Origin of the sequence: Massilia agilis (assembly GCF_024756255.1) — a bacterium.
Taxonomy (GTDB): domain Bacteria; phylum Pseudomonadota; class Gammaproteobacteria; order Burkholderiales; family Burkholderiaceae_D; genus Telluria; species Telluria agilis.
In genome coordinates this window covers 1,139,131-1,151,125 of sequence record NZ_JANUHB010000002.1, presented here as the reverse complement: position 1 = coordinate 1,151,125, position 11,995 = coordinate 1,139,131, and the positions used below count along the sequence as shown (strand labels likewise).

Here is an 11,995-nt window from a genome sequence, read left to right as displayed (position 1 = left end):
TCATTTCCCCTGCATGCGCGCATCGGACTCCCGCTGCTCGCGCCGGTCCTTGCGGTACGCATAGATTGCATTAAGTGCGAACGTCATCAGGGCCGTAGCGATACCGATCAGAACGCCCCAGTCGGTAAGGGTGAGGGATGCACCGATCGAGGTAACGGCGCCGGCATAGCTGCTGACTTCGGGAGCGGTGAGATTTTTCATGGGGTGGCCTTTCAGGGCGTGGGCAATAAAAAACCCGCCGAAGCGGGTTGGAGAAACGTCAGGGTCGAATACAGTGTCGCTGGGTCGTACCGCCAAGGGTCGGGCAGACCGAGAGCAGCAGCCACCGATTCGGAGCAGAACCATTTACGCTTGTCGTCACCGATGCCGCCTACTACGAAGTGCAGATTGCCGAGCAGGTCGTAAGGCTGGCCAAGATGCGATGCGTACCATGCCCATGCCGCCTCCTCTAGGTATCCAGGAAGCTCTACAAAGTCCCAGCGTACTGGATCGAAGTCGATGGCCTTAAAGCGTACGCCTCCATCCATGTACGACGAGGAGGCAGCCAAGCCATTGGCGAATATGAGCTCCACATGCGAATAGGCGCTCTTGCACCACCAGCGTACTAGCCGGTTGTACAGACCCGGCAGGCCGGCATGGGTGCCTTTATAGAAGGCGGCGCGTAGCATTTACTTAGCCGCTGCGGCGATGAACAGCTGGTCGAGCGCGACATCATCCAGCCCGAGTTGTGCGCCCAGCAGTATGACAATCTGGCGGTTGCGCTCCACCGAGCTCGAGTAGTCCCACTCGATACGGGCCTCTTCCTTCTGCGGGCTGGCCAGCGCGTCGATGGCGCTATCGACGTTGGCAAGCAGACCGGCATCCAGCAGGGCCAGCCGCGCCTGGCGCATCGTGACCTGCTGCGGCACGGCTGGCGCAGCAGGCGGTGCCGGCGGCAGCAATTCGACCCCATCTCCGGCTGCATTGGCCTGGTAACGCAGCCAGTTGGCGCGCGTCTCTTCATCAACCGCCACGAGGCGGCCAAGGTGTGCTGCCGGAGGAACTTGGTAGCAAGATTCGACGAGCGCGAGCGTTTCCGGGTCATAAACCACATAGCCAAACGCCTGCGGCCCCTGTTGCTCAATGGTTTCCGTCATGACAGTTTCTCCACAAATACCTCAGAAAAGACCTCCACCAGACCGGTTACGCTGGCTCCAATGCCCAGGTCGTTGGTGGTGGCTGCAGGGGCGACATAGTGGCGCAGCTCGAAGGTTTTCGCTGCAGTCAGCACCACCTCGACCGGTGCCACGAACGAGCGAGTCTGCGCCGACGATGAGGCGAACTCACTCCCACCCACATAGGCAACGGCATCCGTGACGTTGTAGATATAGGCCTGGTGCCTGGCAGCGCCGCAGCACGGTGCATTGGCCTGCATTCGGTAGGTGCCGGCGGGCAGCGTCCACTGGTTACCTGATACCGTCGCCCCGCTGATCGTGTTGCGCCTGGTGGTATTCAAGGTGCGGGTGTTGACACCACCGGTGGAGGTGCCGCCGACGCTGTTAGTCGGCTTCTCGTCGCGCAGGTGCAGCACACCCGTGACCAGACTCGGGGTATCGCCCTTATCGCCGGTGCGCTGAAATTTCAATATGAGCGCGTCGCCGGTAGCGAATGGGTTGGCGCCGGAGATGCCGACGTAGCTGACGGCAATGTTGCGGTACCCGGCGGGCGCTGCACGCCCGGTGACGTTGAAGGCGATGAACTTGGTGGGGTCGGCGGCCTTCTCGATCCGCAGTTGGCCCTTGACCGCGCTGGTCGAGGCATCGAAGCTATCGAGCAGCGGTGTGTAATCGACGCCGTTCGATCCCACCAGGTCAAGGCGCAGTGTCGTCGTAGAGCTCTGCGTAGCGTTATCGAATCGGATCTTTCCGGCGCCCGGATCGGCATCCGTCGTGGTCGCGTCGAACGTATAGGGAATCGCGTACGCAGTGCCAGCCGAATAGGCGTTCATGCTTGCCGCCGTCGCATCCATCTCCGCAACGATTGCGGGAAGCGCGGCGAATACATTTTCGGTATCGACATCCAACGTGTCGGGTCGCGCCTGGCTCGGCAGTTGCGCCGGCATCTTCGAGGTGATCGTCATACGAATCCTTGGATCTTGATGTTGATGAGTGAACCAGCTGGCGACTTGAGAACGGTACGGTAATCAGAAACGAAGCCAAGGGCTGTCAGCAGGCCGCCAAACTTGTTGGAACCAACGTCTGCATAGATGCCGAGCGGCTGTGTTGTATAGATATCGAGCACTCGTGTCGCTTCCTCGACCACGTCGTTATCTACCATCACATCGGCAGTGATCTCCTTGGCATCGCGCCGCTTGAGGAAGGTAGTGCGACCGAAGTCGTCCGTCGTGATCTTCGAATATCGTAGGCCACGAATCTCCGGCTCCCACTGCAGCTTGCCAACCTTGTAGGTTCTGCCGATGAGAACCTCACCAACGCTCGCAGTGCTTCCAGCCTTGGTAATGGTCAACGTAATCAGCCCTTTGGAGTAGAACGGTAGCCCTTCAAAGACCGCCGAAGTCTTGCGTTCCACTGGCTTAAAGAACCAGTCAGTGAACGTGCGCTTCTTTATCCGAAGGTCTTTGGTTTGCTGGTACCGCGCAACACCGTTCTCGTCTACCATCGAGACCCGCACGTCGTTCGCATCTATGTTCAAGAGTTCAAGGGCAGATGCGAATTTCCCGGGACGGAAAACGAAAAAAAGGCGATCCGGTCCACTAGAGGTCGAGCCCACAATAAGGTCAAGGCAAGCGCGCTGATTAGTCGCGCCGAGATCAAGCCAGGCTGGTGCAGTACCACTGCTGTTGGTCTCAGGAGGCTTGTTGGTACTGGCTTGCTGGGCCTCGTAGACGCGATGTAAGCGAACGCACTTGTCGCCAACAGCGTAGGCCGTCGCCGCGCTCCATGCTGGTGCGTCATTCTCTGGCAGGTTGGAGTACACAAAGGCGCCGGTAGTGCTCACAACATCCGTTCCATCGATTGCTACCCACGGAGCCGCATCAAGGTTGCTTGGGTCGTAGGTAATCGCCACCTGCCCGGCCGGTACCGTCACCAGCGTCCCAGTGCTGTCGTACACGTTCTTTGGGGATGGACGGGCAATGCCACCATCAGTCGTCAAGTCGTAGGGTGCGATTACTTTCATGCCTGGGCTTCCAGTTCTCGACGGTTCATGTCTTCGTTGGTTACTGCGGTTCGGTTGGTGTAGCTGGCGATGCGCTGCAATGCTGGGACCATTTCGGCTTTCAGGTTACGAAGCTCTTGGATGAGCTCGCGATTATCAGCGGCTGGACTGGAAAGCCGGCTCAGGAGGCTTGCGGTCTGCGATGCATTGAAGATTCGCGCGGGGCCGGTGGCCTCGAGCTCCGGACCCCTCTCGCCAACGATTCTCAGACCGCCCAGGAAATCACCGCCGCTAGCAAAGGCGGGAATGCCCATGCGGCTCTTGTACTCTGGTGAAGCAATGATCGACGCCTCGATGTCTGCCATCGAAGCGCCATTCCCGAGGAAGAAGTTCTTCCCGGCCGCGTCCAGAGGACGGCCAAGCAGGGTTTGATACATTTGCTGTAGTTGAGCTTCGGGCGAGGTATAGATCGAGTTCTGCACAGCGCTAATTGGGACCCCGGCGGCAATCTGCTTGAGGAACCAATCAAGCCCGGCTGAATCTGGCGCGCGCCCGAGGGCCGACTGGTAGGCCTGATTGATGGCCTGGGTAGCGCCAATTATCGGGTTCGTTTGGGCGGATAGGATGGCGCCACGCAGCCCTTCGATTGCCTGAACCAGAGTTAGGCCGTTGGCGTTGATCCCCTTCAGCTCGTCGATTGCCTGCTGCTGCTGGGCGAGCATGTCGTCGATCGCCTTGAGCTGATCTTCCGCTGCTTTCAGCGCCTTCTGTTCGACCGTCAGCTGGTCGTCGGTAACATCGCCCAGGGCCGCAATGTCGTTTTGGGTCTTGTACAGGTCACGCAGGTAGTCGGTGTAGGTCGAGAACTGCCCTGATGAGTCCTGCGTCGCGTTCCCAAGCGCCTTTTTCAGGGACTCGGTCTGTACGTCGGACAGGAAGCCGCCGGCCTTCATAATCGCCAGGTCCGCTCGGATCTCGGCTTGCGCGGCCGCGCGGTCGTATGCCTTCTGCTCCGGTGTCTTGTAGCTGTCGAAAGCACTGTGCACGGCTTGGGATAGGCCGAGCAGCCGATCTACCGCCGCCTGGTGCGCATCGACGGTCTTCTGAATGGCAGCTTTGTCGCGCTCGGCCACCTTCTGCACGACCGAGTAAGCGCTATCCACGTTCCCAAGTAGGCCGCCAGCCGCGTCTTTCATCGCTTGGATGGCATCCGCGGTCCACTGGATCTCAGGATGCACCTTGGCAAAGGCGTCGGCCAGCTTCATCATCGCGGCGAACTGGTTGGCGCCAGCCTCGGTGGTAAGGTCGAGCGCATCGACAGTGGCCTTGAATTGCTCGCGGGTGGTCACGCACGACAGGCCTAGGCTGGCCATCGCGGCGTCGAGCGCTTCCTGCACCGGCTTCAGGCGCTCGGCCTCAGTCAGGTAGTTCTGGGCATAGGAACTGGTCAGCTGGCCGAGCGACTGGGTGCCGCCGAACAGGCCGACCAGCCGCTCGCGCGCTGCGGCCGAATCCATTCCCAGCGATCCGAACACCGCCAGCGCCGACTTGCCCAGCATCTGGGCCATGGTGTTGGTGGCGTCGAAGTCGCCGGCCAGGCGCTGCAGCGTGGCCGATGCGCTCTCGCCCGATTTGCCGAACTGGTCCAGGTTCGGCACCAGCTTGTTCGCAATCTCATCGGACAGGCCGGTGAAGAAGTCGGTGATGGCCTTCTCATTTGCAGCCTGGTCCTTTCCTAGCGCGATGTCGAAGGTCTTGCTGTAGCCGTCGAGCATGCCGGCGGACAGACCGATTGATTGCGCCATGTTCGCAGCGGCGTCTTCGATCGAAGCGAATCCCTGCGTGAACTGCTTGCTGACGGCGGAGGAAAAGGCGCTGACATCGGTGCCGTTCTTATCGCTACGGAACCAGCCGCCGTCCTGATGCCAGCTGGAATAATTCTCTCCCATCAGCCCGGCGGCCGACAGCGTTCCGCGCATGCCGGCGCTGGTGACCTGCTTGTCGCCCATGCCGAATGCCTTATTCCACAGAGATGCACCAGCCGCGATACCAAGCGCGATCGGGCCCAATGCGCCTATGCCCATGCCGATGCCGGAGGCGATGCCGGCCATCGAACCGCTGCCGATCAGCGAGCCTGCAGCGCCCAGCGATCCGGCCAAAGTGCTCGAACCGGTGAGCCAGCCGGCGCCAGCCATCAGGGAGCCGCCGACGCCGCCGGCGCCGAATGCCGAGGCCAGCCCGGCTGCACCACCGAGCCCGGTCGCGGCGCCGCCCAGCACCGGGGCGCTGGCGGCGATCTCGCCCGCGATTACCTGCTGGCTCACGCCGGTGAAGGCACCGACCAGCTGCACCACGAACGGGCGCGCGAACATCTTGTGCAGCTCGTCCGCGACGGAGGTCTTGAAAGTGGTGACCAGCGACTTCGTGAACGAGTGCCAGCCCGCCTCGCCGTTGTTGAGCATGTCAGCGAAACCTTGTTTGAAGATCTGGTCGTAGTCGCTGACGGCCTGCTTGAACTGGTCGTAGCGCTGCTGGCGGCCGGCGCCGCGCATCATCGCGTCGCCCAGGTCGCGCAGGGCCTGCGCCTGCTCTCGGTAATTGGCAGCCAGTTCGCTGGACGGGTCGAGTGCCTCCAGCGCGGCCGCTGCCTCTTCCTTGAGGGCGGCTGCGTTGTCCAGTCGTGCGGCGTGCAGGTCGGCCACTTGGGTCTGGCTCAGGCCGATTTCTTGGTTGTACTGGAATTGTGCCTCGATGGTGGCTATGAGCGAGTTGCGCTCAGCCGTGGCAGCTACGATCCCGCTGGTGTACAGCGCCATCGACGCCTGCAGGCGTCGCTGTTCAACGAGGGCCAGATCATTGTTACGCTGCTTTGCGCGGTTGGTGCGCTGCTCATCAAGCACGTCGAGCTGCCCGCGCAGGTCAGCTAGCGTCTTGTCGCTGTTGGCCTTCTTGCGCGTCTCAGAAATCTCATCCTCGATCAGCTTTTTCTTGCGGTCGAAGGCGGCTAGCTCCGCGGCAGCGGTCTGGTTGATCGCATCGGCCTCGCTGATATCGCCAAGCGCCTTCCGGGCAGCCACGCGGGCAAGTTCGCGCTGGGTCAGCACGTCCTGCACCTGGTCGAGCCGCTGCAGCTTGGCGATCCGCGCATCGATCTGGTCGTTGAAGATGTCCGAGTATGCCTTGCGAATATCTGCCAACCGCTTTTCGATGTCGGCCTGCGACAGATGCGCGGCCGCACCCTCGTTGCGGGCCTTCGTCAGGTCTCGCTCAAGTTGCGACGAGCGGCTAAGGTACTTGTCGCCCTCCGCCAACCACTTGTTGCGCGCCTCGGTGATCTGGACGGCATCGCCCTCTGCCTTGGCGGATTCGCGCTGTGCCTTGCCCTTGTCGTGGATAGAATCGATGGCGCGCTTGTTAGCATCGAGCTCCGCCTGGTATTCCGCGACCGTCGCAGTCAACCCACGCGCCCGGGCCCGGCGCTGGTTTTCCTCCAAGCCAGCACGGTCAGCCAACAGCGAGTTGATCTGCTCAAAATCGGACTTAGTGCGGCCACCGAACAGGTCAATCGTCCAGTTGGCAGCGTCAGCGGCGTACATCTTCAGGCCCAGCCACGCCTTCTCCCAACTTTGCATCGTCTGCAGCACCCGGTCTTTCTGGCGCTCGATGCCGTCAGCATAGGCCAGCTGTGCTACGTTGGCGGCTTCCGTCGCCTTACCCTGGTCCTGCAGCGCCTTTACCTGCGCATAGGTCGCGGCAGTGATGAAGTGGTACTTTTCGTTGATCTTTTCCAGAGCAGCCAATGGCGTCCGGCCCAGCTCGGCAAAATCATTTGCCGTGTCATTGATGCTGCGCCCAACCGTGTCCTGCACTTGGACCGCAAGCAGACCGAACCGCTGAAGATTTTCAACCGCGACTTGACCGGTACCGACGAGCGCGTTCAATGCATCGCCTGCAGCGCCCTTGGATCCGGTTATCTGCCGTATTTCAGATGCAGCGGCGGACATTTGACTGACGGTTGCGCCGACAGCGTTGTTGGTGATGGCCAGTTCGCGCGAGTAGGATGCTGCCTCGTCGGATCCTGACTTGTAGGCAAAGGCAACTGCGGCAATGGCTGCGGCTAGGGCCGTGTACGGGGTGACCAGGCCCATTAGCGATGAAGCAACGCCGCGTGCAGCAGCCGGGATGCTGCCAAACATGTCGCGCAACTGCGATCCCTGCTGCATCATCACCATGACCGGAGATTGTCCACCGGCCAACTGCACAGCGATGTCGCTGAGTTGGGCTGGCACTAATCGCATGGCGTTTGCCACCTGGGCGGAAGACGCGCCAGTTTGGTTTTGCGCCTGCTGAACGGCTCGCAGTTGGTTCAGGTAGGGGGTCAGGACGTTCGGGTCTACTCCGCGCTGGCGAGCAAGGACTTCGAAGTACTGCGCGTTGGTGCGCGACCCTGCCTCCATCTGTGCGGTAGTACGCTGGATCGAAGCAATCAGGCTACGCTGAGCTGCCTCGACGTTGCGGGCAGCGGTACTCGCGCCATTGCCGATGCCGGCAACGGCCTGCTCGGCACGATCACCCTGGCGTTCGACGGCATTGGCCATCTGGCCGGCCTGCTGGCCGATCTCGGCAAAGCCAGTGCGGGTCTGCGTGGTATCGACCTCGGCTACCAGCTGAATTCGGCGCTCTTCAGTCATGGCTGACTACCTCAATGCCGCGATCACAGCGGCTATACCGACCAGAAGCACGCCGAAAGCAGCGATGGTTTGCGGCAGGTAAACGACACATAGAGCACGAAAGCTGTCCTTCGGCGCCAGTTGTCCTTTAATTTCCGTCATGATTTGTGTACTATGCTTTTCAACTTTCATCGGCTAATCTCGCTAGTCGGTGGAAATAAAAAAGCCCTGTACGCGGGAACGTACAGGGCTTTTTGCTTAGATGCTTCGGTGTTCAATCGGCCTCGGCCATCACAGCCAAGGCTTCGTGCTCCATCGTTCTGATGTCGCTTTCAAGATGGTCGTATTCATCCGGACCCAGCTGCATACGGTCCATCTTGTGGAAGAGGGTGTTGTAATCGAGTCCCACCGGCCCCCCGGCGCCAACACGCCACTGGGTCTGTAGGTCGCAGAATAGGGAGAAGGTTGGCCAGTTCTCCGGCCAGACCTCGACAGGCTCACCGGCGAAGTCTTCTGGGCTCAGACCCCACTGGCCAAGTTTTTCGGTGGATGGTAGCTGCGCGTACAGCGCGCGGGCTACCGCTATCAGTTTCCCAGCCGGCCCTCGTTGATCGCTCCGCGGTAGGCTTCCATGATGGACGGAATCGCGGCCGGCACTTCATCCGCCAGCTGTTCGACCGCGGTACGGTCAAACTTCTCGTCCAGGTTCCAGCCCTCGACGGAGGCCATGATGAAGTCGACGCTGCCGGACAGGCCGAATTCAAGCAGCTCCTTCTGGGTTGGCATCGGTACGGTGCCATCCTGCTCGAGTTGGGCTTTCGCCTTGGCAGCGTAGGCGTCGGCCTGCGTCTTAGCGGTAGCCTGTAGATCGTCGATGAAGCCGGCGAACTCGCGCCGGGTACGGTACTTGTAGGTCACTTCGATGCAGCCGACTGTGCCATCGACCATCGGGAAGCTCACCGTATGTTTGAACGATTTAGGGCGGGCGCCCAGCTTGATCTTCACTTTCTTTTCGTCTGCCATGGTTGTTGTCCTTGCGGTTATGATGAAAAAGCCGCGTCAGGAGCTACCGGACGCGGGGAAAAGCCCGCCGCCATCCAGTCGGCAGCGGGCCGGCAGGCCGGATCAGGTCGCGTAGCGGACCGGCATGTTGAGCAGCGCAAAGCTGGCCTTGACAGCCATCACCTGGCCCTTCGCCATGGTCGGCGTCTCGTTGAAGCTGCAGTAGCCGTTTGCCAGGAGCGGGCCACCGTTCGGCAACGTGGCTTTCACTGCCATCAGGGTCTGGGCGATGCTGGCCGCCTTGAGGACCGCATGGTGTGGCAGGGTCGGGTCGTCGCCAATGGTCAGGGCCAGTGACATGGCCGAAAAGCCGTTCGGCAGGTTCACGTCTACCTTACTAGCGATCGGGGAAACGGTCGTGTACTGCGCATCGCCGCCGCTGGCATCGCAGGAGAGCACCTGCGGGATGTTCTGCCAGGTGCTGATTTTGCGCACCGATCCGATGCCGGCGCCGGCCGGGAAAAGGGTGGTGCTGGTGGTGTCGAATCCTTCCAGGGTAACCGAGGTCGCAGCGGCGGCCTTCACACGGAAGACACGCAGATTTGCGTTGTCCCAGCCGCTGGTAAATTCGATGAAGTCACCGATAGCGTAGGTGTTGGTGGCGGTCGTCAGAACGCATTCCGTTGCGTTGCTTGCGGCGGACACGGCGATAGCTGCGGCGTAAGCCGAAGCAACCGCGTACGTGGTGCCATTCGGGAGACTCAGACTCATGATGGGCCTTTCAGATTAAAAAAAGCCCTCTCGGGCTGTGACACCCTTGCGGGCATGAAAAAAGCCGCCGGGATCGCTCCGCGGCGGCTTCGGTTACCGAGACTGACCGTTATCGATCAGCCCAAATGCTCCAATCCTGTCGGGCGCCGTAGAGCTCCATGTCCGGCTCACTGGCGTCCTGCGATTCGCCCTGCGGTTCGGCCTTCAAGTCTGGTGAGGCGAGCAGGGCACTTTCAATGGCCTGAATCAGCGCGTCAGATTGCGCGGGATCCTCGGCCCAGGTATTGATCTGGCAGAGCGCATTACGCTTGTCGGCCAAGGTGTTATCCATCCACACCAGCGAGTTACCGCCGATGCGCTGGTAGGTCACGTACGGGCGCGGTGCGTCGAACGGCGCCACCGTCCGATAGATGTTCGGGCAGATCCCTCGCAGCAGGGAAGTAAGCCGTTCCTCGAGCGTCATTGCATAGCCTTCATCAGTTCATCGGCAGCCGCCGCCTCAGCCTGGGGGAACTTCACTACTGCCCGGCGCACGAATGCTTGTGCCGGAACCTGCTTGGGCGCCGGAAGGGGCACGTAGTAGGCGTCCTTCACTGCCTGCGATGCCGTCCGGGGCGGCTTCTTCTTGCCGCGCATTTCCGGCCGAACGGCAGTGTAGAAATTGCCGTCCTTGCCCAGGTATGTCACGTAACGCTGAATATGGCCAAACTCGACCAGCTGGCCGTGGGGCGCCTTGCGGTGGTTCCAGCTAACGTGGTACGTCGCCCGGCCTTCCCCGCTGTTGTCTTGCGAGTACACCTGGTAGATGCTGGCCAAAAGTTTGCCCGTCCTCTGCCGAATCGCCGCAACGTTCCGCTCTACCTCGTCGTATAGCACTTGCGATGCTGCCTGCGCTGCTGGCCGGGCCGCAGCCTCGGCCTTGTCGCCCAAGTCATCAAGCAGCCGATCGAGACTGCCCATATCGACTGCAAGAAAGCTCACTTGATGCTCTCCAGCGTCAAATCGACGTACCCATCGGCGCGGTTCGGGAGCTGGGCCGTGACCTTGTACTTTGCGCCAGCGTATTCAACTACCATCCCTTCGGTAATGTCCGTGCAGTAGCGCAGACGGGCGGACCCGCGCGCCACGCTTACCTGGGCGTCGGCGCGCACCGTCTCAAGCCCGCCGAGCATCCTGACGTCGGCCCATGCCGGGCGTACCAGTTCAAGGCTCGTCGTTGGCTGGCCAACCGAGCCGGTCCCAGCCACCTTTCGGTAAACCCTTACCCTGTCCCTCATCTGCCCAGCACGCATCAGGCCCCCCACACCCGGTAAGCATCCAGCAGCCTATCAACGTGCGGCAGCTCCGCGAGCGTCACGCCGGCCGCAACTGATTCCCGGTTCTCGTATAGCATTCCGATCCGGAGCAGCATCCACGCTTTGATCTCCTGAGGCACGGCAGCAGCGCTTGCATAACCGCACGCGAATCGGATCAACACTGCATTCGGCTGGCAGCGCGCGGCAGGCCAGGTCGTCCCATAGGCAGGTACGACCCGGGCAGGGGCGTTGTAGTCGTCTACCTGGCGCGCAGAGTCGTCTAGCGTTTGCTGCACGCCAGCGGTGTCAACGTATTTGATGCTCTCGATGCTTACCAGCGGTGGCATCGGAATATCGATCGCGGCCTGGTACCGCCCCAGCGAGCGGTAATCAGCTGCGCAGGAACGGGGAAACTCATCCAGCGCCAGCTCCCACGCCTGAGACATGAGTGCGCGGCCGGTAAGGCTTTCCACCGACTGACGGGCGGCAGCGATCAGGGACGTGATATAGGCGTCATCGTCGGTGCCTTCCACGCGAAGATGGGCTTTGGCCTCGTCCAGCGTGATCGGCTCCGCGGTGGGCGCGGTGATGAGCTTCAAAGCCATTCGAACTCGCACGAAAAAGGGCGCTCCGCAGAGCGCCCGTTACGGGGATGCTGGCTATTACGCCGGCGGATTGGCGGTCGGCGCCAGTGCCGGGAAGCCCAGGACGGCGATGGCCGAAATCAGGCCGGCCGAGGCGTTGTTTGCAGGGGTGATGGTCAGGCGGGTGTACCGCTTCGCGCCCTTGTAGCCCAGCTTGAAGCACTTGTTGTCATCCGCAAAAGTGAAGCTGGCCAGCGCTTCGGTCCCGATCAGGTCTGCATCGGCCACCGCGGCCGCATCGCTCATGTTCGCCTGGTCGCCTTCTTCCAGCAGGGTGGTAAAGGTGGCATCAGCATCCACGAGGGCGCCGGAAACGATCACATAGGTGAGCGAGTCGAAGCCCTGGCGATCGATCACTTGGCCCACTTGGGCGGTATTGTCAGGGACGGAAACCGGCGCGATGGCCAGTTTCGGGGAAATCAGGTTCATCAGGTCTTTCATGTCTTTGTCCTTGGAT

General features: G+C 61.3%; 15 protein-coding genes. All 15 read right to left on the bottom strand.

The annotated features are described in order from the left end of the window. Nucleotides 1-201: a phage holin family protein gene (locus NX774_RS12270; RefSeq protein ID WP_258822458.1), complete on the bottom strand. Its 201-nt coding sequence runs from the start codon at nucleotides 199-201 to the stop codon at nucleotides 1-3. 11 nt (nucleotides 202-212) lie between these two features. Beyond that, entirely contained in the window at nucleotides 213-668 is a 456-nt protein-coding gene (locus NX774_RS12265; RefSeq protein WP_258822457.1) for a hypothetical protein, read from the bottom strand. Continuing rightward, a complete protein-coding gene (locus NX774_RS12260) occupies nucleotides 669-1,136 on the bottom strand; it encodes a hypothetical protein (protein WP_258822456.1) in 468 nt (155 codons plus the stop codon). Further along, the gene (locus tag NX774_RS12255) at nucleotides 1,133-2,119 is read right to left on the bottom strand and encodes a hypothetical protein (protein ID WP_258822455.1); all 987 of its coding nucleotides are present in this window, start codon (nucleotides 2,117-2,119) and stop codon (nucleotides 1,133-1,135) included. Before NX774_RS12255 ends, NX774_RS12260 begins: the two co-directional genes overlap by 4 nt. Further along, nucleotides 2,116-3,177: a hypothetical protein gene (locus NX774_RS12250; protein ID WP_258822454.1), complete on the bottom strand. Its 1,062-nt coding sequence runs from the start codon at nucleotides 3,175-3,177 to the stop codon at nucleotides 2,116-2,118. The genes NX774_RS12255 and NX774_RS12250 overlap by 4 nt, the downstream gene beginning before the upstream one ends. Beyond that, nucleotides 3,174-7,847 carry a phage tail length tape measure family protein gene (locus NX774_RS12245; RefSeq protein ID WP_258822453.1) on the bottom strand — a complete coding sequence of 1,558 codons (4,674 nt, stop codon included), beginning with the start codon at nucleotides 7,845-7,847 and terminating at the stop codon, nucleotides 3,174-3,176. The genes NX774_RS12250 and NX774_RS12245 overlap by 4 nt, the downstream gene beginning before the upstream one ends. 6 nt (nucleotides 7,848-7,853) lie before the next feature. Further along, nucleotides 7,854-8,018, bottom strand: coding sequence for a hypothetical protein (locus tag NX774_RS12240; protein ID WP_258822452.1), 165 nt, complete (start codon nucleotides 8,016-8,018; stop codon nucleotides 7,854-7,856). Between the two features lie 82 nt (nucleotides 8,019-8,100). Further along, on the bottom strand, nucleotides 8,101-8,349 hold the full coding sequence (locus NX774_RS12235) for a DUF1799 domain-containing protein (RefSeq protein ID WP_258822749.1): 249 nt from the start codon (nucleotides 8,347-8,349) through the stop codon (nucleotides 8,101-8,103). Between the two features lie 62 nt (nucleotides 8,350-8,411). Continuing rightward, entirely contained in the window at nucleotides 8,412-8,849 is a 438-nt protein-coding gene (locus tag NX774_RS12230) for a phage tail assembly chaperone (RefSeq protein WP_258822451.1), read from the bottom strand. A gap of 102 nt (nucleotides 8,850-8,951) precedes the next feature. Beyond that, the gene (locus NX774_RS12225; protein ID WP_258822450.1) at nucleotides 8,952-9,599 is read right to left on the bottom strand and encodes a phage tail protein; all 648 of its coding nucleotides are present in this window, start codon (nucleotides 9,597-9,599) and stop codon (nucleotides 8,952-8,954) included. Between the two features lie 109 nt (nucleotides 9,600-9,708). Then, a complete protein-coding gene (gene gp17, locus NX774_RS12220; RefSeq protein WP_258822449.1) occupies nucleotides 9,709-10,062 on the bottom strand; it encodes a tail completion protein gp17 in 354 nt (117 codons plus the stop codon). After that, on the bottom strand, nucleotides 10,059-10,580 hold the full coding sequence (locus tag NX774_RS12215; protein WP_258822448.1) for an HK97 gp10 family phage protein: 522 nt from the start codon (nucleotides 10,578-10,580) through the stop codon (nucleotides 10,059-10,061). Before NX774_RS12215 ends, gp17 begins: the two co-directional genes overlap by 4 nt. After that, nucleotides 10,577-10,876 (bottom strand): phage head closure protein, encoded by a 300-nt coding sequence (locus tag NX774_RS12210; protein ID WP_258822748.1) that lies wholly within the window; start codon nucleotides 10,874-10,876, stop codon nucleotides 10,577-10,579. The genes NX774_RS12215 and NX774_RS12210 overlap by 4 nt, the downstream gene beginning before the upstream one ends. A gap of 14 nt (nucleotides 10,877-10,890) precedes the next feature. Beyond that, nucleotides 10,891-11,499, bottom strand: a complete 609-nt coding sequence (locus NX774_RS12205; protein WP_258822447.1) for a head-tail connector protein — start codon at nucleotides 11,497-11,499, stop codon at nucleotides 10,891-10,893. Between the two features lie 57 nt (nucleotides 11,500-11,556). Next, nucleotides 11,557-11,979, bottom strand: a complete 423-nt coding sequence (locus NX774_RS12200) for a hypothetical protein (RefSeq protein WP_258822446.1) — start codon at nucleotides 11,977-11,979, stop codon at nucleotides 11,557-11,559. Between the last annotated feature and the right edge of the window lie 16 nt (nucleotides 11,980-11,995).

Excerpts from the sequence above, each read along its gene's own strand:
- NX774_RS12255 (WP_258822455.1), bottom strand. The coding sequence starts at position 2,119 with ATGACGATCACCTCGAAGATGCCGGCGCAACTGCCGAGCCAGGCGCGA.
- NX774_RS12225 (WP_258822450.1), bottom strand. The coding sequence starts at position 9,599 with ATGAGTCTGAGTCTCCCGAATGGCACCACGTACGCGGTTGCTTCGGCT.
- NX774_RS12250 (WP_258822454.1), bottom strand. The coding sequence starts at position 3,177 with ATGAAAGTAATCGCACCCTACGACTTGACGACTGATGGTGGCATTGCC.
- gp17 (WP_258822449.1), bottom strand. The coding sequence starts at position 10,062 with ATGACGCTCGAGGAACGGCTTACTTCCCTGCTGCGAGGGATCTGCCCG.
- NX774_RS12205 (WP_258822447.1), bottom strand. The coding sequence starts at position 11,499 with ATGGCTTTGAAGCTCATCACCGCGCCCACCGCGGAGCCGATCACGCTG.
- NX774_RS12270 (WP_258822458.1), bottom strand. The coding sequence starts at position 201 with ATGAAAAATCTCACCGCTCCCGAAGTCAGCAGCTATGCCGGCGCCGTT.
- NX774_RS12200 (WP_258822446.1), bottom strand. The coding sequence starts at position 11,979 with ATGAAAGACCTGATGAACCTGATTTCCCCGAAACTGGCCATCGCGCCG.
- NX774_RS12240 (WP_258822452.1), bottom strand. The coding sequence starts at position 8,018 with ATGAAAGTTGAAAAGCATAGTACACAAATCATGACGGAAATTAAAGGA.
- NX774_RS12260 (WP_258822456.1), bottom strand. The coding sequence starts at position 1,136 with ATGACGGAAACCATTGAGCAACAGGGGCCGCAGGCGTTTGGCTATGTG.
- NX774_RS12230 (WP_258822451.1), bottom strand. The coding sequence starts at position 8,849 with ATGGCAGACGAAAAGAAAGTGAAGATCAAGCTGGGCGCCCGCCCTAAA.
- NX774_RS12210 (WP_258822748.1), bottom strand. The coding sequence starts at position 10,876 with ATGAGGGACAGGGTAAGGGTTTACCGAAAGGTGGCTGGGACCGGCTCG.
- NX774_RS12265 (WP_258822457.1), bottom strand. The coding sequence starts at position 668 with ATGCTACGCGCCGCCTTCTATAAAGGCACCCATGCCGGCCTGCCGGGT.
- NX774_RS12245 (WP_258822453.1), bottom strand. The coding sequence starts at position 7,847 with ATGACTGAAGAGCGCCGAATTCAGCTGGTAGCCGAGGTCGATACCACG.